Origin of the sequence: Pseudomonas sp. 10-1B, from assembly GCF_000935045.1 — a bacterium.
GTDB lineage: Bacteria > Pseudomonadota > Gammaproteobacteria > Pseudomonadales > Pseudomonadaceae > Aquipseudomonas.
On the sequence record NZ_JYKS01000027.1, the window covers coordinates 102,539 to 125,760 of the forward strand.

Annotated in this window: 24 protein-coding genes; 13 read left to right on the forward strand and 11 right to left on the reverse strand. The window is 63.7% G+C overall.

Annotated features, from left to right (window positions below; translation table 11 throughout):
* Genes ssuC through TZ03_RS16565 form a run of 3 tightly spaced genes read left to right on the forward strand, consistent with a single transcriptional unit; the run spans position 1 to position 1,867 of the window.
* Entirely contained in the window at positions 1 to 798 is a 798-nt protein-coding gene (gene ssuC, locus TZ03_RS16555; protein ID WP_051099156.1) for an aliphatic sulfonate ABC transporter permease SsuC, read from the forward strand.
* Positions 795 to 1,607, forward strand: a complete 813-nt coding sequence (gene ssuB / locus TZ03_RS16560; RefSeq protein WP_051099159.1) for an aliphatic sulfonates ABC transporter ATP-binding protein — start codon at positions 795 to 797, stop codon at positions 1,605 to 1,607. Before ssuC ends, ssuB begins: the two co-directional genes overlap by 4 nt.
* A gap of 44 nt (positions 1,608 to 1,651) precedes the next feature.
* Entirely contained in the window at positions 1,652 to 1,867 is a 216-nt protein-coding gene (locus TZ03_RS16565; RefSeq protein ID WP_003255829.1) for a TOBE domain-containing protein, read from the forward strand.
* Positions 1,868 to 1,988: 121 nt separating this feature from the next.
* Here TZ03_RS16565 and TZ03_RS16570 read toward each other — a convergent pair whose 3' ends face one another.
* The 4 genes from TZ03_RS16570 to TZ03_RS16585 form a co-directional block, all read right to left on the reverse strand.
* Positions 1,989 to 2,621: a TetR/AcrR family transcriptional regulator gene (locus TZ03_RS16570; RefSeq protein WP_051099161.1), complete on the reverse strand. Its 633-nt coding sequence runs from the start codon at positions 2,619 to 2,621 to the stop codon at positions 1,989 to 1,991.
* Positions 2,621 to 4,198 (reverse strand): glutamate--cysteine ligase, encoded by a 1,578-nt coding sequence (gene gshA / locus TZ03_RS16575; RefSeq protein WP_177328476.1) that lies wholly within the window; start codon positions 4,196 to 4,198, stop codon positions 2,621 to 2,623. The genes TZ03_RS16570 and gshA overlap by 1 nt, the downstream gene beginning before the upstream one ends.
* Positions 4,199 to 4,484: 286 nt before the next feature.
* Complete coding sequence (locus TZ03_RS16580) at positions 4,485 to 4,868, reverse strand: PaaI family thioesterase (protein WP_012270050.1); 384 nt, start codon at positions 4,866 to 4,868, stop codon at positions 4,485 to 4,487.
* Positions 4,868 to 7,192, reverse strand: a complete 2,325-nt coding sequence (locus tag TZ03_RS16585) for a Tex family protein (protein WP_051099166.1) — start codon at positions 7,190 to 7,192, stop codon at positions 4,868 to 4,870. Before TZ03_RS16585 ends, TZ03_RS16580 begins: the two co-directional genes overlap by 1 nt.
* A gap of 217 nt (positions 7,193 to 7,409) precedes the next feature.
* Between TZ03_RS16585 and ompR the strand changes: the two genes are divergently transcribed.
* Together ompR and TZ03_RS16595 are read left to right on the forward strand one after the other, a co-directional pair.
* Complete coding sequence (gene ompR / locus TZ03_RS16590; protein ID WP_016484407.1) at positions 7,410 to 8,150, forward strand: two-component system response regulator OmpR; 741 nt, start codon at positions 7,410 to 7,412, stop codon at positions 8,148 to 8,150.
* A gap of 13 nt (positions 8,151 to 8,163) precedes the next feature.
* Positions 8,164 to 9,477, forward strand: coding sequence for an ATP-binding protein (locus TZ03_RS16595; protein ID WP_051099168.1), 1,314 nt, complete (start codon positions 8,164 to 8,166; stop codon positions 9,475 to 9,477).
* 98 nt (positions 9,478 to 9,575) lie between these two features.
* Here the strand turns inward: TZ03_RS16595 and rimK are convergent, their stop codons facing one another.
* Together rimK and TZ03_RS16605 are read right to left on the reverse strand one after the other, a co-directional pair.
* On the reverse strand, positions 9,576 to 10,481 hold the full coding sequence (rimK, locus tag TZ03_RS16600) for a 30S ribosomal protein S6--L-glutamate ligase (protein ID WP_051099170.1): 906 nt from the start codon (positions 10,479 to 10,481) through the stop codon (positions 9,576 to 9,578).
* A complete protein-coding gene (locus tag TZ03_RS16605) occupies positions 10,478 to 10,960 on the reverse strand; it encodes an ATP-dependent zinc protease (RefSeq protein ID WP_041166351.1) in 483 nt (160 codons plus the stop codon). Before TZ03_RS16605 ends, rimK begins: the two co-directional genes overlap by 4 nt.
* A 109-nt stretch (positions 10,961 to 11,069) precedes the next feature.
* Here TZ03_RS16605 and TZ03_RS16610 point away from each other — a divergent pair, with 109 nt between their 5' ends.
* Entirely contained in the window at positions 11,070 to 11,471 is a 402-nt protein-coding gene (locus tag TZ03_RS16610) for an RNA-binding S4 domain-containing protein (RefSeq protein WP_013970457.1), read from the forward strand.
* Positions 11,472 to 11,693: 222 nt separating this feature from the next.
* On the opposite strand, the gene TZ03_RS16615 is transcribed toward TZ03_RS16610, so the two are convergent.
* Positions 11,694 to 12,488, reverse strand: coding sequence for a phosphatase PAP2 family protein (locus TZ03_RS16615; protein ID WP_051099172.1), 795 nt, complete (start codon positions 12,486 to 12,488; stop codon positions 11,694 to 11,696).
* Positions 12,489 to 12,609: 121 nt separating this feature from the next.
* Between TZ03_RS16615 and hslO the strand changes: the two genes are divergently transcribed.
* From hslO to TZ03_RS16630, 3 genes are all read left to right on the forward strand, one after another.
* Positions 12,610 to 13,509, forward strand: coding sequence for an Hsp33 family molecular chaperone HslO (gene hslO, locus TZ03_RS16620; RefSeq protein WP_051099174.1), 900 nt, complete (start codon positions 12,610 to 12,612; stop codon positions 13,507 to 13,509).
* Between the two features lie 179 nt (positions 13,510 to 13,688).
* The gene (locus TZ03_RS16625) at positions 13,689 to 15,230 is read left to right on the forward strand and encodes a phosphoenolpyruvate carboxykinase (RefSeq protein WP_051099175.1); all 1,542 of its coding nucleotides are present in this window, start codon (positions 13,689 to 13,691) and stop codon (positions 15,228 to 15,230) included.
* A 177-nt stretch (positions 15,231 to 15,407) separates the two neighbouring features.
* Entirely contained in the window at positions 15,408 to 15,848 is a 441-nt protein-coding gene (locus TZ03_RS16630; RefSeq protein WP_051099177.1) for an acyl-CoA thioesterase, read from the forward strand.
* Between the two features lie 56 nt (positions 15,849 to 15,904).
* Here TZ03_RS16630 and TZ03_RS16635 read toward each other — a convergent pair whose 3' ends face one another.
* The 3 genes from TZ03_RS16635 to fdhD form a co-directional block, all read right to left on the reverse strand.
* On the reverse strand, positions 15,905 to 16,384 hold the full coding sequence (locus TZ03_RS16635; RefSeq protein ID WP_051099179.1) for a glycine zipper domain-containing protein: 480 nt from the start codon (positions 16,382 to 16,384) through the stop codon (positions 15,905 to 15,907).
* A 316-nt stretch (positions 16,385 to 16,700) separates the two neighbouring features.
* Entirely contained in the window at positions 16,701 to 19,046 is a 2,346-nt protein-coding gene (locus TZ03_RS16640; protein ID WP_051099181.1) for an FdhF/YdeP family oxidoreductase, read from the reverse strand.
* Between the two features lie 5 nt (positions 19,047 to 19,051).
* Positions 19,052 to 19,882, reverse strand: coding sequence for a formate dehydrogenase accessory sulfurtransferase FdhD (gene fdhD, locus TZ03_RS16645; RefSeq protein WP_051099183.1), 831 nt, complete (start codon positions 19,880 to 19,882; stop codon positions 19,052 to 19,054).
* Between the two features lie 187 nt (positions 19,883 to 20,069).
* On the opposite strand from fdhD, the gene lysM reads away from it, so the two are divergent.
* Positions 20,070 to 20,510 (forward strand): peptidoglycan-binding protein LysM, encoded by a 441-nt coding sequence (gene lysM, locus TZ03_RS16650; RefSeq protein ID WP_051099185.1) that lies wholly within the window; start codon positions 20,070 to 20,072, stop codon positions 20,508 to 20,510.
* Positions 20,511 to 20,622: 112 nt separating this feature from the next.
* On the opposite strand, the gene yrfG is transcribed toward lysM, so the two are convergent.
* Positions 20,623 to 21,285, reverse strand: a complete 663-nt coding sequence (gene yrfG, locus TZ03_RS16655; RefSeq protein ID WP_051099187.1) for a GMP/IMP nucleotidase — start codon at positions 21,283 to 21,285, stop codon at positions 20,623 to 20,625.
* 64 nt (positions 21,286 to 21,349) lie between these two features.
* Here yrfG and nudE point away from each other — a divergent pair, with 64 nt between their 5' ends.
* The 3 genes from nudE to TZ03_RS28905 form a co-directional block, all read left to right on the forward strand.
* Positions 21,350 to 21,916, forward strand: a complete 567-nt coding sequence (gene nudE / locus TZ03_RS16660; RefSeq protein ID WP_051099189.1) for an ADP compounds hydrolase NudE — start codon at positions 21,350 to 21,352, stop codon at positions 21,914 to 21,916.
* A complete protein-coding gene (cysQ, locus tag TZ03_RS16665; RefSeq protein WP_051099192.1) occupies positions 21,913 to 22,731 on the forward strand; it encodes a 3'(2'),5'-bisphosphate nucleotidase CysQ in 819 nt (272 codons plus the stop codon). The genes nudE and cysQ overlap by 4 nt, the downstream gene beginning before the upstream one ends.
* Before the next feature lie 335 nt (positions 22,732 to 23,066).
* Positions 23,067 to 23,222 (forward strand): transposase (locus TZ03_RS28905; protein WP_152645475.1); only part of this gene is annotated, 156 nt, incomplete at its 3' end.

Here is a 23,222-nt window from a genome sequence, read left to right on the forward strand (position 1 = left end):
ATGAGTCGTGCAACTTCCAACAACCTGGCCCAGCGCCTGGCGCCATGGGCGCTGCCGGTGCTGCTGCTGGCCGTCTGGCAGTTGGCGGTCAGCGCTGGCTGGCTGTCGACGCGCATCCTGCCAGCGCCCAGCGCCGTGGTCAGTGCGGGCGTCGAGCTGGTGCGCAGCGGCGAAATCTGGACCCACCTGGCCATCAGTGGCTGGCGTGCCGGGCTGGGCTTCGTCATCGGTGGCAGCATCGGCCTGGTGCTGGGCTTCATCACCGGCCTGTCGAACTGGGGCGAACGCCTGCTCGACAGCTCGGTGCAGATGATCCGCAACGTGCCGCACCTGGCACTGATCCCGCTGGTGATCCTGTGGTTCGGTATCGACGAGTCGGCAAAGATCTTCCTGGTCGCGCTGGGTACGCTGTTCCCGATCTACCTGAATACCTACCACGGCATTCGCAACGTCGACCCGGCGCTGGTGGAGATGGCCCGCAGCTATGGCCTGTCCGGCTTCAGCCTGTTCCGCCAGGTGATCCTGCCGGGGGCGCTGCCATCGATCCTGGTGGGCGTGCGCTTTGCCCTGGGCTTCATGTGGCTGACCCTGATCGTGGCGGAAACCATTTCGGCCAACGCCGGCATCGGCTACCTGGCGATGAACGCCCGTGAATTCCTGCAGACCGACGTGGTGGTGTTGGCCATCGTCCTGTACGCCGTGCTCGGCAAGCTCGCCGACCTTGCCGCTCGTGGCCTGGAACGTGTTTGGCTGCGTTGGCATCCAGCCTATCAAGTGGCCAGGAAGGAGGGCGTATGACCGTGCTCAAGGAACAGCCGCCACGCCTGTTGCGTGGTATCCCGCTGGCATCCAGCGGCCTGCGCAAGACCTTTGGCCAGCGCGAAGTGTTGAAGGGCATCGACCTGCACATCCCGGCCGGCCAGTTCGTCGCCATCGTCGGCCGCAGCGGTTGCGGCAAGAGCACCTTGCTGCGCCTGCTGGCCGGGCTCGACCAACCCACCGCAGGCCAACTGCTGGCCGGTGCCGCGCCGCTGGAAGAGGCCCGTGAAGAAACCCGCCTGATGTTCCAGGACGCCCGCCTGCTGCCGTGGAAGAAGGTGATCGACAACGTTGGCCTGGGCCTGTCTGGCGACTGGCGCCCGCGTGCGTTGGAGGCCTTGGAAGCGGTTGGCCTGGCCGACCGCGCCCATGAATGGCCGGCGGCACTCTCGGGTGGCCAGAAGCAGCGTGTGGCCTTGGCCCGCGCGCTGATCCACCAGCCGCGCCTGTTGCTGCTGGACGAGCCGCTGGGTGCGCTGGATGCATTGACCCGTATCGAGATGCAGCAATTGATCGAGCGCCTGTGGCGTCAGCACGGCTTCACCGTGCTGCTGGTCACCCATGACGTCAGCGAGGCGGTTGCCGTGGCTGACCGGGTGATCCTGATCGAGGACGGCGAGGTCGGGCTCGACCTCACTGTCGACCTGGTACGGCCCAGGGCGCGTGGTTCGCACCGCCTGGCCGCGCTGGAAAGCGAAGTGCTCAACCGTGTTCTGTCGGCCCCGGGCGCTGCGCCCGAGCCGGATCCTGTAGCCCCTCTGCCCACGCAGCTGCGTTGGGCGCACTGAATGACTCACTCACCAGACTGAAGCCATAGAGAAGGAATCAAATCATGACCATCAAAGCCATCAACGTACGCAACCAGTTCAAAGGTACCGTGAAAGAAATCCTCGAAGGCCCGGTGCTGTCGGAAATCGACGTGCAGACTGCTTCGGGTATCGTCACCTCGGTCATTACCACCCGCTCCGTGCGTGAGCTGGAGCTGCAGGTGGGTAGTGAGGTGATTGCCTTTGTGAAGTCGACTGAAGTGTCTATCGCCAAGTTGTGATGTTGCTGTTCGATATTGGGGCTGCTTTGCAGCCCTTCGCGGGCAAGCCCGCTCCTACAATGGATAAGCAATCCCAATGTAGGGCTTGCCCGCGAAGGGCCGCGACGCGGCCCCAAAAATCTCAGTTTGAACGCTTGGCCAGGAAAGGCGGCAGATACAACCCCAGATACGCCTCGAACACCCGCTTGCCTTCCTCGGCCATGCGCGGTGTGATCGCCTCATGCAACTGCACCGACCGCGCATATACCCGGTCGCTCAGTTCCATGGCCAGGGCAAACACATCCACATCCAGCGGCATCACCGGTAGATGAAAATGCTGGTCGAACAACTTGTGCATCAAGTCGCCCAGTTCCATGTCGTGCTGCCGGTCAGCCTGTACCACTTCGCTCAGGCCATGCTGGGCCAGGATCAGCTGCCGAGCCGCTGCATCTTCGTTGTAGATATCCAGCATGCGCTGCTCGATCAGCCGTGACAGTTCGTGCCAGGTGCTGAATGCGCTGCTGTCGATCGGCGCGCTCAGCGCTTCGCGAAAGGCCCGGTGCACGTCGGCAGTCAGAGCCTCCAGCAAGGCGGGTACGCTGGCGAAGAAGTGATACACCGACGACGGTGGAATCTGTGCCCGCTCGGCCACGCTGTAGATCGACAGTGCTGCCACCCCTTGTTCGGCCAGCAGCTCACGCGCCGCTGCCAAGATCGCTTCGATCCTGGCCTGGCTGCTGGCGCGCGGCTTGCGCGGGCTGGCGGTGCGGTTCATCAGTTGCTGATCGCCAGGATGCTGGCCTGGTAGGCACCGACGAACAGGTCGAAGTCACCGACCTCTTCCTGTTCCAGCTCGGACTGTTTGGCGAGGGACTCACGCGCCAGGGTTTCGAAGGCCTGTTGCTGTTCGTTGCTCAGCGGCTGCTCGCGGAACGTCTCGGCGTGGATGCGGCTTTGGCGCAGCGAGAACTGGACGAAGCTCTCGTCGTGTTCGGTCATGCGTGCCAGCACCTGGGCCGACGGCGTCAGCGACGGGTCATCGACCTTGGCCTGCTGGGCATCCAGGGCCTTGGCGTGCTCCCCGCCGCCTTGCGCCTGGTCGAGCAGGTCGGCCAGTGGCCGAATGCGTTCGATCAGCTCGCTGGCCCAGTCTTTCAAGGCTATCGGCTGGCCATTGCGGTGTAGCTCCAGGCCCGGGCGACGGCCTTCCTTGACCACGCTCAGGAAGTTGCTGGTGCACTGGCCGCATTCGCCGTTGTCCAGCTGCGGGCTATCTTCCAGCGCACAGAACAGCAGGAATGCGTCGAGGAAGCGCGCTTCGGTCAGGTCGATACCTACCGGCAGGAACGGGTTGATGTCCAGGCAACGCACTTCCACATACTGCACACCGCGCGAAGTCAGGGCCTGGATCGGCCGTTCGCCGGTGTAGGTGACCCGCTTGGGGCGGATGTTCGAGTAATACTCGTTTTCGATCTGCAGGATGTTGGTGTTCAGCTGCACCCACTCGCCGTCCACGTGCGTGCCGACTTCGACGTAAGGCGGGTAGGGCGTGCCCACCGCCTTGCGCAGGCTGTCGGTGTAGCTGGCGAGGTTGTTGTAGCACGGCGTGAGGCCGGCCTGGGCGTTGCTCTGGTAGCCCAGGTCACTCATGCGCAGGCTGGTGGCGTAGGGCAGGAACAGGGTTTCGGCGTCCAGCTCTTCGAGTTGGTGCGGGCGGCCCCGCAGGAAGCCTTTGTCCAGGGCCGGCGAGGCGCCGAACAGGTACATCAGCAGCCAGCTGTAGCGGCGGAAGTTGCGGATCAGCGCGATGTAGGCCGACGACTGGTAGTCGCGGTCGTTCTCGCTGCCGCCTTCGGCGGCGCGCAGCAACGGCCACAGCGCTTCCGGCAGCGAGAAGTTGTAATGGATGCCGGCGATGCACTGCATGGTGCGGCCGTAGCGCAGGGCCAGGCCCTTGCGGTAGACGTGCTTGAGCTTGCCGATGTTCGAGGTGCCGTACTCGGCGATCGGGATGTCCTCCTCGGCCGGTAGCGTGCAGGGCATCGACGGGCTCCACAGGTATTCGTCGCCCAGCTTGCTGTAGACGAAACGGTGGGTCTGTTCGAGGCTTTCGAGCACCTTGGCCGGGTCGGCCAGCGCTGGGGTGATGAACTCCAGCAGCGATTCGGAATAATCGGTGGTGATCTGCTCGTTGGTCAGCGCCGATCCCAGTGCTTCCGGATGCGGGGTCTGGGCCAGGCGACCTTCGTCGGTCACGCGCAGGCATTCGCGCTCAATACCGTGCAGGCACTGCTCGAGCAGGGGGAGATTGGCGCCGAGCAGGCTCAGGCGGCGGTTGAGGAGGTCGCTCAAGATGTATTCCTTCACGCGTCAGTCGCCCCAATATGGGGGTAGGAAAGACGGTCTACAAGGGTAGTTGGAAAAGGAACTGGCGTTGTCGCCTGGTTTACGCGGTTCCGGCATTGCGCAGCGCCGACTGCAGGGGCCGCTGCGCGCCCCATCGCTGGCAAGCCAGGCTCCCACAGGTCACCACAATATTCAGGCTTGTGGATTACCTGTGGGAGCCCGGCTTGCCGGCGATGGGCTGCGCAGCAGCCCCCGGCTGTTGCCAAAAATACCGCAGATACTGCTTGGTGAGCTAGAGAACCGCGAAGGTTCCTTGCGCTTTTGCCACCAGCTTGTCGCCCTGGACTACGTCGGCGTCGACCACCAGGGTACGCCGCCCGGCGTGCAGTACGCGGGCGGTGCACAGCACTTCACCGTCACTGACGGCGCGCATGTAGTTGATCTTGCACTCGATGGTGACGCTCTGCTGGTCAAAGCCATGGCTGGCCGAGCAGGCCAGGCCCATGGCGATGTCCACCAGGCTGAAGATCGCCCCGCCATGCAGCTTCTGGCCACGGTTGCGCAGGTGTGGTTCGAGCGCCAGGGCTACCTCGGCAACACCTGTGTCCAGGCGTTGCAGGCGGCAGCCGAGGAGCTGGCTGAAGGCGCTTTCGACGTATTCGCGTGGAACGTCCATCACTTCTTCTTCAACTGCTTGGCGTTGGCGAACAGGGCGGCCATGGCGTTGTTGGCCGGCGCGGCAGTGGCGGTTTCACGCTGGCGCGGGGCCTGTTGCTGACGGTTGCCGCCATTGCCACGGTTGCCGCCGCGGTTGCCTTCGACCTTCTCGCCCGGGGTGTCGCTCATGCGCATGGACAGGCCGACGCGCTTGCGCGGGATGTCCACTTCCATGACCTTGACCTTGACCACGTCGCCGGCCTTGACCGCTTCACGTGGGTCCTTGACGAACTTCTCCGACAGCGCCGAGATGTGCACCAGGCCGTCCTGGTGCACGCCGATGTCGACGAAGGCACCGAAGTTGGTGACGTTGGTCACCACGCCTTCGAGGATCATGCCCGGCTCCAGGTCCTTGAGGTCTTCGACGCCGTCCTGGAAGGTGGCGGTCTTGAACTCGGGGCGTGGGTCGCGGCCGGGCTTGTCCAGCTCTTGCAGGATGTCGGTGACGGTCGGCAGGCCGAAGGTTTCGTCGGTGAACTTTTTCGGGTCCAGGCGCTTGAGGAAGCTGCTGTCACCGATCAGCGAGCGAATGTCGCGGTCGGTGCCGGCGGCGATGCGCTGCACCAGCGGGTAGGCCTCCGGGTGCACGGCGGAGGCGTCCAGCGGGTTGTCGCCGTTCATCACACGCAGGAAGCCGGCGGCCTGTTCGAAGGTTTTTTCACCCAGGCGGCTGACCTTTTTCAGCGCCGCACGAGTGGCGAACGGGCCATTGGCATCACGGTGGGCGACGATGTTCTGCGCCAGGGTGGCGTTAAGGCCGGAAATACGCGTCAGCAGCGCCACCGAAGCGGTGTTCACATCGACGCCCACGGCGTTCACGCAGTCCTCGACCACGGCGTCCAGGCCACGCGCCAGTTTCAGTTGGGACACGTCATGCTGGTACTGGCCGACACCGATGGATTTCGGGTCGATCTTCACCAGCTCGGCCAACGGGTCCTGCAGGCGGCGGGCAATCGACACGGCGCCACGGATCGACACGTCCAGGTCGGGGAATTCGCGGGCGGCCAGCTCCGAGGCCGAGTACACCGAAGCACCCGCTTCGGAGACCATGACCTTGGTGATCTTCAGTGCTGGATACTTTTTGACCAGCTCGGCCACCAGTTTGTCGCTCTCGCGGCTGGCGGTGCCGTTGCCGATGGCGATCAGCTCCACCGAATGCTTGGCGCACAGCGCGGCCATGATGGAAATGGTGCGGTCCCAGTCGTTCTTCGGTGCGTGCGGGTACACCGTGGTGTGGTCCAGCAGCTTGCCGGTGGCGTCGACCACGGCGATCTTGCAGCCGGTGCGCAGGCCCGGGTCAAAGCCCAGGGTGGCGCGCGGGCCGGCCGGCGCGGCCAGCAGCAGGTCGTGCAGGTTGTGGGCGAACACGTTGATCGCCTCGCCTTCGGCGTTGTCGCGCAGTTCGCCGAACAGGTCGGTTTCCAGGTGGCTGTACAGCTTGACCTTCCAGGTCCAGCGCACCACCTCGCCCAGCCACTTGTCAGCCGGGCGGCTGCGGTTCTCGATGCCGACGTGGTTGCCGATCATCAGCTCGCACGGGTGCAGGGTGCCGGGCAGTTCTTCGCCGACCTTCAGCGAGGCGCTCAGCACGCCTTCGTTGCGCCCGCGGAAAATCGCCAGGGCGCGGTGCGACGGGGCATTGCGCAGCAGTTCGTCATGGGCGAAGTAGTCGCGGAACTTGGCGCCTTCTTCTTCCTTGCCGGCCACCACGCGGGCGCTGAGCACCGCTTCCTGCTTGAGGAAGCTGCGCAGCTTGTCGAGCAGGGCGGCGTCTTCGGCGAAGCGCTCCATGAGGATGTACTTGGCGCCTTCCAGTGCCGCCTTGACGTCGGCCACGCCTTTTTCAGCGTCGACGAAGCGCGCGGCTTCGCTTTCCGGAACCAGGTTGGGGTCGTTGAACAGGCCGTCGGCCAGTTCGCCGAGGCCGGCCTCCAGGGCGATCTGGCCCTTGGTGCGGCGCTTCTGCTTGTACGGCAGGTACAAGTCTTCGAGGCGGGTCTTGGTGTCGGCCAGCTTGATCTCACGGGCCAGTTCCGGGGTCAGCTTGCCCTGTTCTTCGATGCTGGCCAGGATGCTGGCGCGGCGCTCGTCGAGTTCGCGCAGATAGCGCAGGCGCTCTTCCAGATGGCGCAGCTGGGTATCGTCCAGGCTACCGGTCACTTCCTTGCGGTAACGGGCGATGAAGGGCACGGTCGAGCCTTCGTCCAACAGGCCCACGGCCGCCTCGACCTGCTGGGGGCGTACGCCCAGTTCCTCGGCGATACGGCTGTTGATGCTGTCCATGTAAACCACCTGACATTTGTGAATACGGGGGTCGCCTGTGGGCATTTCGCCCGGCGGCGCTGGATGAAAGCCGCGCATTATACCCATCGCAAACGGCTTGCGGTGATGGCGCCCGGCCAGCCGGAACTGGCGCCGAGGGAAAAATCTGCTAACAATGCTCACGCAACGTGCAGCAATGGCTAAGCCATAATGCGCGGCGATATCAGAGGAGTTATTCATGACCGGCACCGCAAACACCGCTGAAGGTGACAAGATTCTCATCGTCGACGACGATCCGGGGCTGAGCAGCCTGCTGGAACGTTTCTTCACCAGCAAGGGCTACCGCGCCCGCGCGGTGCCCAACACCGAGCAGATGGACCGCCTGCTGCAGCGCGAGGTGTTCAACCTGGTGGTGCTCGACCTGATGCTGCCGGGCGAAGACGGCCTGTCCGCATGCAAGCGCCTGCGCCAGCAGAACAACCAGATCCCGATCATCATGCTCACCGCCAAGGGCGACGAGCTCAGCCGTATCAAGGGCCTGGAGCTGGGTGCCGACGACTACCTGGGCAAACCGTTCAACCCGGATGAGCTGATGGCCCGGGTCAAGGCCGTGCTGCGCCGCCAGGCCCCGGCCGTACCAGGGGCACCGGGTAGCGAGGACGAATCGGTCACCTTCGGTGACTACGAGCTGTCGCTGGCTACCCGCGAACTCAAGCGGGGCGACGAAGTGCACATGCTCACCACCGGTGAATTCGCCGTGCTCAAGGCCCTGGTGATGCACGCCCGCGAACCGCTGACCCGCGACAAGCTGATGAACCTGGCCCGTGGCCGCGAGTGGGATGCGCTGGAGCGCTCCATCGACGTGCAGATCTCGCGCCTGCGCCGCATGATCGAGCCGGACCCGTCCAAGCCACGCTATATCCAGACCGTCTGGGGCGTGGGCTACGTGTTCGTACCGGACGGAAATGCCGGCAAATGATGCCTAGTCGTCGATGAAAACACCGCTCTGGTTTCCGCAAAGTTTCTTCGCCCGCACCCTGTGGCTGGTGTTGATCGTCGTCCTGTTCTCCAAGGCCCTGACCCTGGTCTACCTGCTGATGAACGAGGACGTGCTGGTCGACCGTCAGTACAGCCACGGCGTGGCGCTGACCTTGCGCGCCTATTGGGCTGCAGACGAAGAAAACCGCGACAAGATCGCCGAGGCAGCCGGCCTTATCCGCGTGACTGGTTCGGGTGTGCCCGAAGGTGAGCAGCACTGGCCCTACAGCGAAATCTACCAACGGCAGATGCAGGCCGAGCTGGGTGAGGACACCGAGGTGCGGCTGCGCATCCATGCGCCACCGGCGTTGTGGGTCAATGCGCCAAGCCTGGGCCCGGGCTGGCTGAAGGTACCGTTGTACCCGCACCCGCTGCGTGGGCAGAAAATCTGGAACGTGCTGGGCTGGTTCCTGGCCATCGGCCTGTTGTCCACCGCCTCGGCATGGATCTTCGTGCGCCAGTTGAACCAGCCGCTCAAGCGCCTGGTGTTTGCCGCTCGCCAGCTGGGCCAGGGGCGCAGCGTGCGTCTGCCGATCAGCGATACGCCCAGCGAGATGGCCGAGGTGTACAGGGCCTTCAACCAGATGGCCGAGGATGTCGAGCAGGCCGGGCGCGAGCGCGAGCTGATGCTGGCCGGGGTTTCCCACGATCTGCGCACACCGCTGACGCGCCTGCGCCTGTCGCTGTCGTTGTTGAACAGCGACAACGAACTGAGTGACGACATGGTCCGCGATATCGAGGACATGGATGCGATTCTGGACCAGTTCCTCGCCTTCATCCGCGATGGCCGTGACGAGCCGGTGGAAGAGGTCGACCTGGCCGACCTGGTGCGCGAGGTGGTGGCCCCGTACAACCAGCCGCAAGAGCGCGTGCGCCTGTGTCTGGAGCCGATTCCACCGTTCCCGCTGCGTCGGGTGTCGCTCAAGCGCATGCTGGGCAACCTGATCGGCAACGCCCTGCACCACGCCGGCAAGGGGGTCGAGGTGGCCGCCTATGTGTCGGGTGACGAGAGTGCACCCTATGTGGTGCTGAGCGTGCTGGACCGCGGGGCCGGGATCGACGAGTCGGAGCTGGAGACCATCTTCAACCCGTTCATTCGTGGGGACCGGGCGCGGGGCGGCAAGGGCACCGGGCTGGGGTTGGCGATCGTCAAGCGGATCGCGGCGCAGCATGGCGGCAATGTCGAGCTGCGCAATCGTTCCGGTGGCGGGATCGAGGCGCGGGTAAGGTTGCCGCTGGGGCTATTGCTGCCGCGCAATGCTGTGTGAGCTTCACTGGCCTCTTCGCGGGCAAGCCCGCTCCTACAGGGCTTGCGCCATCCATGTAGGAGCGGGCTTGCCCGCGAAGAGGCCGGTACAGGCGTTAATCAGCCTTTACCCTTGGTCCGGGTCTGGTTAGGCCCGCCATTCTTCTCCAGGTGCTCGATGATCATCGCGGCCACGTTCTTGCCGGTGGTCACTTCGATCCCCTCCAGCCCAGGCGACGAGTTCACCTCCATCACCAACGGCCCATGGTTGGAGCGCAGGATATCCACCCCCGCCACACTCAAGCCCATCACCTTGGCCGCGCGAATGGCCGTCATGCGCTCTTCCGGGGTGATCTTGATCAAGCTGGCCACTCCGCCGCGGTGCAGGTTGGAGCGGAACTCCCCAGGCTTGGCCTGGCGCTTCATCGAGGCGATGACCTTGTCACCCACCACGAAGCAGCGAATATCCGCACCACCGGCTTCCTTGATGTACTCCTGAACCATGATGTTCTGCTTCAGGCCCATGAACGCCTCGATCACCGATTCGGCGGCCTTGGTGGTTTCGCACAGCACCACGCCGATGCCCTGGGTACCTTCCAGCACCTTGATCACCAACGGGGCGCCGTTGACCATCTGGATCAGGTCGGGGATGTCATCCGGCGAGTGGGCGAAGCCGGTGACCGGCAGGCCGATGCCGCGCCGAGACAACAGCTGCAGCGAGCGCAACTTGTCGCGCGAGCGGGCAATCGCCACCGACTCGTTGAGCGGGTACACGCCCATCATCTCGAACTGGCGCAATACCGCGCAGCCATAGAACGTCACCGACGCGCCAATGCGCGGGATCACCGCATCGAAGCCTTCCAGCGGCTTGCCACGGTAGTGGATCTGCGGCTTGTGGCTGGCGATGTTCATGTAGGCCCGCAGGGTATCGATCACTACCATTTCGTGGCCACGCTGGGTACCGGCCTCGACCAGGCGGCGGGTGGAATACAGACGCGGATTGCGCGACAGCACAGCGATCTTCATGCAGCACCTGTGACAGGAGAAAGGGTGGCCGGGAAGGCCGGTTTGTCTTGTACGTATTTCAGGCCCGGGTTGACCACCAGTTGGCCATGGATCAGGGCCTTGGAACCAAGCAGCAGGCGGTAACGCATGTTCTTGCGGCAGGCCAGGGTGAATTCCACTTCCCACACACCATCGCCCAGGGCCAGTGACGTGCGGATGACATAGCGAGTCTGGGCCTGGCCGTTGGAGCTCTTGATGGTCTTCATGGTTACCAGCGGTGCCTCGCAACGGCGGTGACGCAGCTGCACCACCGAGCCCAGGTGTGCGGTGAAGCGAACCCAGGGCTGGCCGTCGCGCTCGAACGGCTCCACTTCGGTGGCGTGCAGGCTGGAGGTGCTGGCGCCGGTGTCGATCTTGGCGCGCAGCCCGGCCACGCCAAGGTCGGGCAGGGCGACCCACTCGCGCAGGCCGATCACAGTCAAATGGTCAAATGTCTTCACGAAGCGCACCCTGCGAATGAGGTGGTGAACTGTAAGCACGGCGGGGATTTTTTGCATCCGATCGTTACGGTAGTACAGTTCGATGAAACACAGTATTCGAGGTAACGAGATGGCACAAAAAGCCGAAGACGACGACAAGGTTCGCCTGGACAAGTGGCTGTGGGCGGCGCGCTTCTACAAGACCCGCGCCCTGGCCAAGGCGGCGATCGAGAGTGGCAAGGTGCATTGCCGGGGCGAGCGTTGCAAGCCGGGCAAGGAACCGCGGGTGGGCGACGAGTTCGTGTTGCGCACTGGGTTCGATGAACGCACGGTGGTGGTGAAGGCGCTGTCGGTGGTGCGGCGTGGGGCGCCAGAGGCGCAGACCTTGTATGAGGAAACCGAGGACAGCGTGCGTCGCCGTGAACAGGCGGCCGAGTTGCGCAAGGCGGGGGCGATGGGTGTGACCACCGATGGCCGGCCGACCAAGAAGCAGCGGCGGCAGATTCACCAACTGCATGGCAGCTTCGAATAGCCGGGGCCGCTTCGCGGCCCATCGCCGGCAAGCCAGCTCCCACAGGAATGGCAAAAACCTCAGGCCTTGTGCAGTACCTGTGGGAGCAACTGTCTTGTATTGCCTGGACTGGCCTCATCGCCGGCAAGCCAGCTCCCACAGGTATTGCACAGGGCTTGAGGCCTATGCGGTCGAGGTGGGAGCTGGCTTGCCGGCGATGGGCTGCGCAGCAGCCCCGAGGTTCTAGCGAACCACCGCCAGCTTGCCGACCAACGGTAGCTTCGCCGCGATCGCGAACAACGGCGCCGTCCAGCGCACCAACGCCGCACTGCCCTTGGCCGCCAGCGGCGTGTACAGGCTCCAGCCCAACGCCAGCACTGCCATCAGCAACCCACCGATGTAGTCGTCCTGCCCCCAGTGAGCACCCGCCACCAGGCGCGGCAGCATGAACAGCAGCGCCAGCCCCCAGATCAGCAGGTACTGCACCAGGCGGCGGCTGAACACGCTCAGGAACAACGCCCAGATCAGCAACACCGAGGCGTGATCCCCGGGGAAACTCTTGCTGGAACGGTCCTTGAGCTCCCAGGCTGCCTCCAGGTGCGGGTAGAAGTCACTGAGGTGAACCGCGTCGTCGAACATCATCGATGGGCTGTTGTGTTGCCAGCCGACCGCATCCACCCACTTGGAAAACAGCGCGCGAATCACCACTAAGAGAAGTAGCGTGACCAGAAAGCCGAGAAAAGCCTGGCGAACCTGGGCTGCCTTGAACACCCAGTCACCACGGATGAGCACTGCCAGCAGGATCAGGCCGACGACGATGTCGAACGGGCGCAGGCTGCCGACGGTCCAGATGTAGCGCCAGGTGGTGTTGTCGGCCAGCGGCGCATTCAGGCTGTGGAACAGCCACTCGTCGAAAGTCAGGCACAAGATCTGGCCAATGGGCCATAACCAGAAAGACAGTAGTGCGATGGGCAGCAGCGTGCAGGCCGCCAAGGGTCCCCAGGACCACCTCGCTTGGAACAGTGGCCGATTGTCCATAAAATACCTCTATTGCAAACAGGAATCGGAGCGTCTAGTGAGCGCTCTGTCATGGGGTTCTCGCCTGTAGTTCGATAACCCTTGTAAACATTTTGTCATCATTTTCAGATAGCCAAAACCTATGAGCGACTTGCCGGATACCGATTTCACCCAACGTTTCATCTTCGACGAGCGCGATGTGCGCGGCGAGTGGGTGTCTCTCGATGACAGCTACGCCGCGGTGCTGGCGCGTCATGAGTACCCGCAGCCGGTGCAGGCGCTGCTCGGCGAGCTGATGGCCGCCACTGCCTTGCTGGTGGGGGCGCTGAAGTTCGACGGCCTGCTGATTTTGCAGGCGCGTTCCGAAGGGCCGATCCCGCTGCTGATGGTGGAGTGCTCGGGTGAGCGTGACATCCGTGGCATGGCCCGCTACGAAGCCGAGCAGATCCCTGCCGGCGCCACGCTGGCGCAGCTGATGCCAGGCGGCCACTTGACCCTGACCATCGACCCGGTCAAGGGCCAGCGCTACCAGGGCACCGTCGACCTCGATGGCGTCAACCTGTCGGAGTGCTTCACCAACTACTTCGTTCAGTCGCAACAGCTGAACACCCGCTTCTGGCTCGACACCTCCAGCGGCAAGGCCCGTGGCCTGCTGTTGCAGCAACTGCCGCGCGATCGCCAACCTGATGACGAAGAGCGTGAAGAGAGCTGGCAGCATGTGGTGGCCTTGGCCAGCACGCTCAAGGCCGAGGAGTGGGCGCTGGACAACGAGACGCTGCTGCATCGCCTGTACCACGAGGACGCCGTACGCCTGTTCGATATCCAGCCGCTGCGCTTCAACTGCAGCTGCTCGCGCGAACGTTCCGGCAATGCGCTGGTCAGTCTGGGCGAGCACGATGCCAAGGCGCTGGTGGAAGAATGCGGCGGGCAGGTGGAGATCGATTGCCAGTTCTGTAACGAGCGCTATTTCTTCGACGCCAGTGATGTGGCGCAACTGTTTGCCGGTGGCGGTACGGACGCGGCCTCAGAAACTCGTCACTGAAACGTTTAACCTCAGGACAATCTCCTGTCGAATTGCGCAAAAGCGCAGTTCTGACAGGAGGGGCCTACTTTTTTTGGGCGTTTCTGGCATAATCCGGCCACTTTTTTCGCTGTAGTAGTTTTTTCAAGACAACTACAAAACGTTTGGAGCACTCGGCCTCGGGCCGGATGGGGTATCTCATGACGCAAGCCAACAACACCGTGTACACCGACCTGAGCGTCGATGAGCTGGTAAAAGAAGCGCTGCAACGCGGTGAAGGCGTACTAGCCGATACTGGTGCACTGGTCGTGGAGACTGGTCACCGTACTGGCCGTTCGCCGGCTGACCGTTTCATCGTCGAAGAGCCTTCCACCCAGGACGCCATTTCCTGGGGCCCGATCAACCGCAAGTTCCCGGCCGACAAGTTCGACGCCCTGTGGGACCGCGTCGAGGCGTTCAACAACGCCCAGGATCACTTCGTTTCCTACGTTCACGTAGGGGCCGCTGCCGAGCACTACCTGCCGGTGAAGATGACCACCCAGACTGCCTGGCAGAACCTGTTCGGTCGTTGCCTGTTCATCAACCCGGAGCAGTACAACCCGGCTGGCCGCGACGAGTGGCAGGTTCTCAACGTCGCCAACTTCGTCTGCGAGCCTGAGCGTGACGGCACCAACTCCGATGGTTGCGTGATCATCAACTTCGCCCAGAAGAAAGTGCTGATCGCTGGCATGCGCTACGCCGGCGAAATGAAGAAAGCCATGTTCTCGGTGCAGAACTTCCTGCTGCCGGCTGCCGACGTACTGCCGATGCACTGCGCGGCCAACATCGGCGAAGCAGGCGATGTGACCCTGTTCTTCGGCCTGTCCGGTACCGGCAAGACCACCCTGTCGGCCGACGAAAGCCGTTACCTGATCGGTGACGACGAGCACGGCTGGGGCGAGGGCGTGGTCTTCAACATCGAAGGCGGTTGCTACGCCAAGTGCATCGACCTGTCCGAGAAGAACGAGCCGGTCATCTGGAAAGCCATCAAGCACGGTGCAGTGCTGGAAAACGTCGTGCTCGACGCCAACAAGCACGCCGACTACACCGATGTCAGCCTGACCCAGAACAGCCGTGCGGCCTACCCGCTGGAGCATGTTGCCAAGCGTTCGCAAGCGAACCTGGGCGGCGAGCCTAACGCAGTCATCTTCCTGACCTGCGACCTGACCGGTGTTCTGCCTCCGGTTTCGATCCTGAACAACGAGCAGGCGGCCTACCACTTCCTGTCCGGCTACACCGCGCTGGTCGGTTCCACCGAAATGGGTTCGGGCGGCGGCATCAAGTCGACCTTCTCCACCTGCTTCGGCGCACCGTTCTTCCCGCGCCCGGCTGGCGAGTACGCCGAGCTGCTGATCAAGCGTATCAAAGGCTTCAACTCCAAGGTCTACCTGGTCAACACCGGCTGGACTGGTGGTGGCTACGGCGTTGGCAAGCGCTTCAGCATCCCGACCACCCGTGCCGTGATCGCTGCGATCCAGAGCGGCGCACTGGTCGGTGCCGAAACCGAGCACCTGGACATCATCAACCTGGACGTGCCGAAGGCTGTTCCGGGCGTCGAAACCGAGCTGCTCAACCCGCGCACCAACTGGGCTGACAAGGCTGCCTACGACGAGGCCGCCCAAGGCCTGGCCAAACTGTTCATCGAAAACTTCAAGAAGTTCGAAGTTTCCGACGCCATCAAGGCCGCTGGCCCACAGCTGTAAGCTGAACCAGCCGCAACGAAAAAGCCGCCCCAAGGGGCGGCTTTTTCGTTCCTCCGGCAAGCCACAGATACTGCACTGGGCTTGGGCTGATAGGCTCCCACAAGGGATCCCAGGCAGCGAAGTTCTGGAATTTCTGTTTCACTGTCAGCATCCATTGCGAAGACAAGAGCCAGCCAGATGACCGAATCCCCTCAGCGCACTGCCTTCTCCCACTTTCACCCCATCCTCACCCGCCCCCAGGACAACGACGTCAACGGCCACATTGCCGGTGCTACCGTGCATGGCTTCTTCGAAGCCGCCATCCAGGCGTTCCTCGTCGAGCAGGCCGAACTGGACTTGCGTGATGGCGAACTGGCGGCCTTCGTGGTCAGTTCGGCGGCGGACTTCTACGCGCTACCGGCCTTCCCGGATGTGCTGGAAGTGGGGCTGGGGGTTGCCCGCCTGGCGGGCAGTACGGTGGAGTACCACTTGGCACTGTTCCGCCCAGGGGAGGCGGAGGCGTGCGCGGCCGGCACCGTGGTGCAGGTGTTCATCGAGCGCGTCAGTGGCAGGCCGGTGGCGTTGCCAGAGGCGCTGCAGGTGACCCTGTCTGGCGTGTTGCTGGAACGGCAGGCATAAAAAAAGCCCCGCTGGCAGGGGCGGGGCTTTCGTTGCCGGGGCAGGGCCCTCGGGCATCAGTGGCGCCAGTGGCGCTTGTGTTTGCGGTGGCCGTAGTGGTGGCCACGGTCCCAATGACGACGGTCGTCGTAGCCGCGACGGTAGCGGCGGTTTTCATGGCGCTCGTCTTCGTCGGCCTTGTTGCCCATGTAGTTACCCAGTGCGCCACCGGCACCACCGCCAGCGGCTGCACCGATGTAGCTACCGGTGGTGCCGCCCACCGAGCGACCGACCACGTTACCACCTGCAGCGCCCAGCGCGCCGCCGATAGCGGCCTCACCGCGCTGGCGCTTGTCGGCGCCCAGGGCACCGCCGGCTGCGCCGCCCAGACCGGCACCAATGGCACCGCCGGTGCTACCACCGATGGAGTTGCCTACCACGGAGCCGAGTACCCCACCCAACGCGCCGCCAATGCCGGCTTCGGTGGTGCCGCCTGCCATGGCAACGCCGCTGAGCAAGCTGAAAGACAACAACAGAATCGAGGAGTACTTCTTCATCAAGAGAGCCTCATAGGGATGGACGAGGCGAATTTGAGGCTCTGGCGTGCGGCTGGCAACGAAAATCCGACGAGTAACACGAGTTGTACACAATTCTCTAAGTTACTGTATTTGTTGTGAAACTTAATCGATTTTCGGCTGTCTGAGACCTTTATGACAAAGCCCTGAACCACATTGGAACAGGGCTTTTCTGGTTTTTGAGGCTGGGCTGATGGCCTCTTCGCGGGCATGCCCGCTCCCACTTCTCCCGCATCAGCCTCAAGCCCTGTGCAGTACCTGTGGGAGCGGGCGAGCCCGCGAAGAACCCGACACGGTGTTACAGGATGCGCCCATCGTCCCGCGCCCGCTCCAGTTTGATGGCAATGAACTTGGACGTCGGTGTATGGCTGCCATCGCCAATGCTTTCCAGCGGCACCAGCGGGTTCACCTCCGGGTAGTACGCCGCCGCCTGCCCGGCCGGGATGTCGAAGGCCAGCAGGGTGAAGCCGTGCACCCGGCGTACATGCTCATCCCCCCACAACGACACGATGTCGACCTTCTGCCCCGGCTGGAAGCCCAGGCGGATGATGTCGGCTTCGTTGGCGAACAGCACCTCACGCTGGCCGCGCACACCACGGTAGCGGTCATCCAGGCCGTAGATAGTCGTGTTGTACTGGTCGTGCGAGCGCATCGACTGCATGACCAGGTCCGGCAGTTGGCCGCTGGCGCGCACGCGCTCGTCGAGCAGCGTGTCCGGTAGCAGGTTGGCCTTGAAGTTGGCGCGGCCGGTACTGGTCTTCCATTCGCGGCTGGCTGCACTGTTGCCCAGGTAGAAACCACCCGGATGGCGCAGGCGCTGATTGAAGCCGCTGAAGCCGGCGATGGTGTCGCCGATCAGGTCGCGGATGCGGTCGTAGTCGGCCACCAGCCAGTGCCAGTCCACCGGTTGCTTGCCCAGGGTGGCAGCGGCGATGCCGGCGATCACTGCCGGTTCCGAGCGCATGTGCGTCGACAGCGGCTTCAGTTGGCCGTTGGAGGCATGGACCATGCTGAACGAGTCCTCCACCGTCACCGCCTGTGGCCCATCGGCCTGCAGATCGATATCGGTACGGCCCAGGCACGGCAGGATCAGCGCCTGCTTGCCGTGGACCAGGTGGCTGCGGTTGAGCTTGGTGCTGATATGCACGGTCAGCTCGCAGTTGCGCAGCGCCTGGGCGGTACGTTCGGTATCCGGCGTGGCCTGGGCGAAGTTGCCACCCAGCCCGATGAAAACCTTGGCCCGCCCGTCGAGCATGGCGTGGATCGCTTCGACGGTGTTGTGGCCATTGTGCCGCGGCACGGGGAAGCCAAAGCGCTTTTCCAGGGCGTCGAGCAGGGCTGCCGGTGGGCGTTCGTTGATGCCCATGGTGCGGTCACCCTGCACGTTGCTGTGGCCACGCACCGGGCACAGGCCGGCGCCTGGCACGCCGATGTTGCCGCGCAGCATCTGCAGGTTGACGATTTCCTGGATGGTCGGCACCGAATGGCGGTGCTGGGTGATACCCATCGCCCAGCACATGATCACCCGTTGACCACGGCAGTACATGCGCGCGGCCAGCTCGATGTCGGCCAGGGCCAGGCCGGACTGGGCCTGGATGTGTTCCCACGGCGTGCTATCCACTACTGCCAGGTACTGCTCGACGCCATGGCCATGTTCGGCGATGAACGCATGGTCGAACACTGCCGGTTCGCCTTTGGCCTGGGCTTCGCGCTCCCACTGCAGCACGAATTTGGCCATGCCGCGCAGCATCGCCATGTCGCCGCCCAGGGCCGGGCGGAAGAACGCAGTATTGGTTGGGCGGTCGCTGTTGGTCAGCATTTCCAGCGGGTTCTGCGGGTGCTGGAAGCGTTCCAGGCCACGCTCCTTGAGCGGGTTGATGCACACCACCTGGGCGCCACGCTTCACCGCGTCGCGCAGCGGGTCGAGCATGCGTGGGTGGTTGGTGCCGGGGTTCTGGCCCCAGACGAAAATCGCGTCGGCGTGCTCGAAATCGTCGAAGGTCACGGTGCCCTTGCCGACCCCGACGCTTTGCCCCAGGGCCACACCACTGGCCTCGTGGCACATGTTCGAGCAGTCGGGGAAGTTGTTGGTGCCGTAGGCGCGCACGAACAGCTGGTACAGGTACGCCGCTTCGTTGCTGGCGCGCCCCGAGGTATAGAACTCAGCCTGGTCAGAGGTGACCAGCTTGTTCAGTTCGCGGGCGATCAGGGCGAACGCGGCGTCCCAGCTGATCGGCTGGTAGCGGTCGCTGGGCGCGTCATATACCATCGGCTCGGTCAGGCGCCCTTGGTACTCCAGCCAGTAGTCGCTTTGCTGCAGCAGTGAGGTGACGCTGTAGCGGGCGAAAAAGGCGGCATCGACGCGGCGCTTGGTGGCTTCCCAGTTCACCGCCTTGGCACCGTTCTCGCAGAACTTGACCATGCCGCTTTCAGGCGAGTCGCCCCAGGCGCAGCCCGGGCAGTCGAAACCGCCGTTCTGGTTGGTCTTGAGCAGGGCGCGAATGTTCTTCAGCGCGTTATCGCTGCCAACCCAGGCCTTTGCCACGCTGCGCAACGCACCCCAGCCACCGGCGGGGCCGTGGTAGGGCTTGTAGCGAGGAGGGGAGGCTGGGGCATTGTCCGGAAGGTGCTGGTACGAGGTCACGGCTGTTACGACTCCGCCGCTGGGCTGTAGACCCGCGGTGCGCTGTGCTTGGGCAGGTGGATGAGGTTGAGGTTGTGCTTGCGCGCCCATTGCAGGGCAAGGCCGGTAGGCGCCGACAGGCTGACCAGGGTCTGGATACCGGCACGCAGTACCTTCTGGATCAGCTCCAGGCTGCAGCGGCTGGTGACGATAGCCAGGCCGCCCTGGCTATCGATACCTTGGCGCAGCAGGGCGCCGATCAGCTTGTCGAGGGCGTTGTGCCGGCCGATGTCTTCGCGGCCCAGCAGCAGTTCGCCATGGCGGTCCATGAACAGTGCCGCATGCACCGCGCCGCAATGCTGGCCCAGCGGCTGGAAGGCATCGATGCGTTCACGCAGGCCGACCAGCCATTGTGCTGGTGGCAACGGCGCGCCGGGCAGCACGGTCAGCTCTGGCAGCGCCTGCTCCAGTGCTTCGACCCCGCACAGGCCGCAGCCACTGGTACCGGCCAGCTGGCGGCGCTGGTTTTTCAGGTTCCAGAACGCGCGGCTGGAAATTTCCAGGTCGGCGTACATCGCCGAGCCGCTGCCGGAGAGCTTGAGGTCGTAGATTTCCGCGGTGCCTTCGACGATGCCGCTGCCGACACTGAAACCAACGGCGAAGTCTTCCAGGTCGGTGGGGCTGACCAGCATCACCGCCTGATTAAGGCCGTTGTAGACGATGGCCAGGGCCACTTCCTCAGCCAGCGGCGTACTGTCGCGCTGGTTGTCGCTGAGCTGGACGTAATCGTAGGTGTTGCTGGCGGCGGGCATGGACAAGGGCGATGAGGCCGCGCAGACCGGAGGTTTGCTGTTCATCGGGGCTGACTTTCCATCGGGGCTATCGGCGGCTTTCTGATAGCACAAGCCTAGGCTTGCGGGCCGGTTGCGTCTAATCGCTAGGGTCTATCCCTTGATAGACCGCGTCGATTGGCCGCACACAGGCGGAGGGGGAAAAGCTGGCCTAGACTGCTGAGTCCGAGGTTTCGTCAACAAGGAGAGCGCTATGAGCTTGTTCAGTTTCGTCAAGGAAGCGGGTGAGAAGTTGATCGACCTGCTGACCCCCGGCAACGCCAACGCCGAAGAGCAACTGAAGAAACACGTGGAAAGTGTTGGTCTGGGTAACCCGAACATCACCGCCACTGTAGAGGGAGACAAGGTCATCCTCAAGGGTGAAGTGGCCAGCCAGGAAGAGAAGGAGAAGATCATCCTGGCGGCGGGCAACATCAATGGTGTGGCCAGTGTCGAGGACCAGATCACCGTGACCGGGCCGGTGGCCCAGGCGGCGCGGTTCGTGACGGTGGAGAAGGGCGATACGCTCAGTGCCATCTCGAAGAAGGTGTATGGCGACGCCAACAAGTACAATAAGATCTTCGAGGCCAACAAGCCGATGCTCACGCACCCGGACAAGATCTATCCGGGGCAGGTGCTGCGTATTCCTGACTGATCTCGACAGCTTGTACCGGCCCTATCGCCGGCAAGCCAGCTCCCACAGGTACAGCGCCCGCCGTGAATGCGATGCTGTACCTGTGGGAGCTGGCTTGCCGGCGATAGGGCCCTCACAGGCCGACCAATAACTCCCGGTAATCCTCGACCGCGGCAAACTCCTCGGTGTCACGCGGCTGTGCCCGGCTATCCGGCTGGCGCACCGCCAGCAAATGCCCCACACCAAACCTGCGTGCACTGCGCAATATCGCCAGGGTGTCATCGATGAACAGGCTGCGCCCCGGCTCGAAGCCGATATCCGCCTGCAACGCATCCCAGAACTGCGGGCTCTCCTTCGGATAGCCGTAGTCATGCGAGCTGATCAGCCGCTCGAAATACGGCGCCAGTTCCACCCGCTCCAGCTTCAGCGACAGTGAATCACGGTGGGCATTGGTGATCATCACCACGCGCTTGCCGGCGTTGCGGATCGCCGCCAGGAAGGTGTCTGCACCTGGGCGCAGGGCGATCAGGTCGGCGATTTCCTGTTTCAGCTCGCGTATCGGCAGGCGCAGTTCGCGGCTCCAGAAGTCCAGGCAGTACCAGTTCAGCGTACCGGCATTGCGTTCGAACAGCGGCTGCAGCTCCATTTCCGCCATGGCCCGGCTTACCCCGTGCAGCTCGGCATAGCGCTGGGGCAGGTGGTCCAGCCAGAAGCGGTTGTCGTAATGCAGGTCGAGCAGGGTGCCATCCATGTCCAGCAGGACGGTATCGATGGCAGACCAGGGAAGAACAGGCATGGGAAACTCTCGATCAGTCGGCAAGCCACGGTATAGTAACCCGTTCACGCCAAGGAGCCGCCCCATGCGCCAGAAACCCACCGTCCTCAGCCGCGAAATCGTCGCCAGCAGCCGCCTGTTTCGCGTCGAAGCCGTGCAATTGCGCTTCAGCAATGGCAACGAGCGTACCTACGAGCGCCTGGTAGGCCGGGGTAACGGTTACGGCGCGGTGATGATCGTGGCCATGCTCGATGCCGAGCACGCCGTGCTGGTGGAGGAATACTGCGGCGGCACCGATGAATACGAGCTGTCGTTGCCCAAGGGCCTGATCGAACCTGGCGAGGATGTGCTGGCGGCGGCTGACCGGGAGCTCAAGGAAGAAGCCGGTTTTGGCGCGCGCCAGCTGGAGCACCTGACCGAGCTTTCGCTGTCGCCGGGCTACATGAGCCAGAAGATCCAGGTGGTGCTGGCCAGCGACTTGTACGAAGAGCGCCTGGAAGGCGACGAGCCGGAGCCGATGCGGGTCGACAAGGTCAACCTGCGTGAGCTGTCTGCCTTGGCCATGCACCCGCAGTTCACTGAGGGCCGCGCCCTGGCGGCGCTGTACCTGGCCCGTGACCTGCTGGTTCAGCGGGGGTTGCTGGAGCTATGAACGACCTGCAACTGATGCACGAAGTGGTCAGGCTGGCGCTGACGGCAGGCGAGGCGATCCTGCCGTTCTGGCGCGCCGATGTGGCGGTGACCAACAAGGCCGACGATTCGCCGGTTACCGCCGCCGACCTGGCCGCGCACCGGGTGATTGCCGATGGCCTGCTGGCGCTGGTGCCGCAGATACCGGTGCTGTCCGAAGAGGACTGCAACATTGCGCTGGCGGAGCGCCAGGGCTGGAGCCGCTGGTGGCTGGTCGACCCGCTGGATGGCACCAAGGAGTTCATTGCCGGCAGCGAGGAGTTTACGGTCAACATCGCCCTGGTGGAAAACGGTGAGGTGGTGTTTGGCGTGGTGTCGATGCCGACCAATGGGCGCTGCTACTTTGGTGGCCGTGGGCTGGGCGCCTGGCGGGCCGAGGCGGGTGGGGCTGCCCAGCCGATCCAGGTGCGCAACGTGCCTCCAGCGGGGGGGCGTTTTACCGTGGTGGCCAGCCGCCGGCATTCCAGCCCGGAGCAGGAAGCGCTGCTGGCGGGGTTGAGGGCTGCGGTGGGTGAGCTGGAGCTGGCCAATATCGGCAGCTCGTTGAAGTTCTGCCTGCTGGCAGAAGGCAGTGCCGATTGTTATCCGCGCCTGGCGCCGACGTCGCAGTGGGATACGGCGGCAGCGCAGGGCGTGGTGGAAGGGGCTGGTGGCGAGGTGATCGGGGTGGATGGCCTGCCGTTCCGGTATCCGCCGCGGGAGTCGTTGCTTAATCCGTATTTCCTGGCTTTGCCGGCAAATGCGCTGTGGCGTCAGGCCTTCCTGAAACTGATTTAAAGGCCCTGCTGCGGCCCCAGGATTTCAGCTTCGCCGCCTATATTGCCGGGGCCGCTTTGCGGCCCATCGCCGGCAAGCCAGCTCCCACAGGGATCGCGCAATTCCTGAATTCTGCGCGGTCCTTGTGGGAGCTGGCTTGCCGGCGATGAGGCCAGTTCAGGCAATACAAGACAGTTGCTCCCACAGGGATCGCGCAACTCCTGAATTCTGCGCGGTCCCTGTGGGAGCTGGCTTGCCTGCGATGAGGCCACAGTTCAGGCAATACAAGACAGTTGCTCCCACAGGTTGGACTGCCCCCAAGAAGTTGGACAAAAAATCCAACCCTTGGGGGACCTATGGGCAAATACACAGAGCATTTCAAGCTCACAGCCATCTCAGCCTACCTGGATGGCAATAAAGGCTTCCGCAAGGTAGCCCAGCATTTCGGTATCGACTACAGCTTGCTGCGCCGGTGGGTTTCAAGCCATCAGAGCAAATCCAGCTTTTCTCCG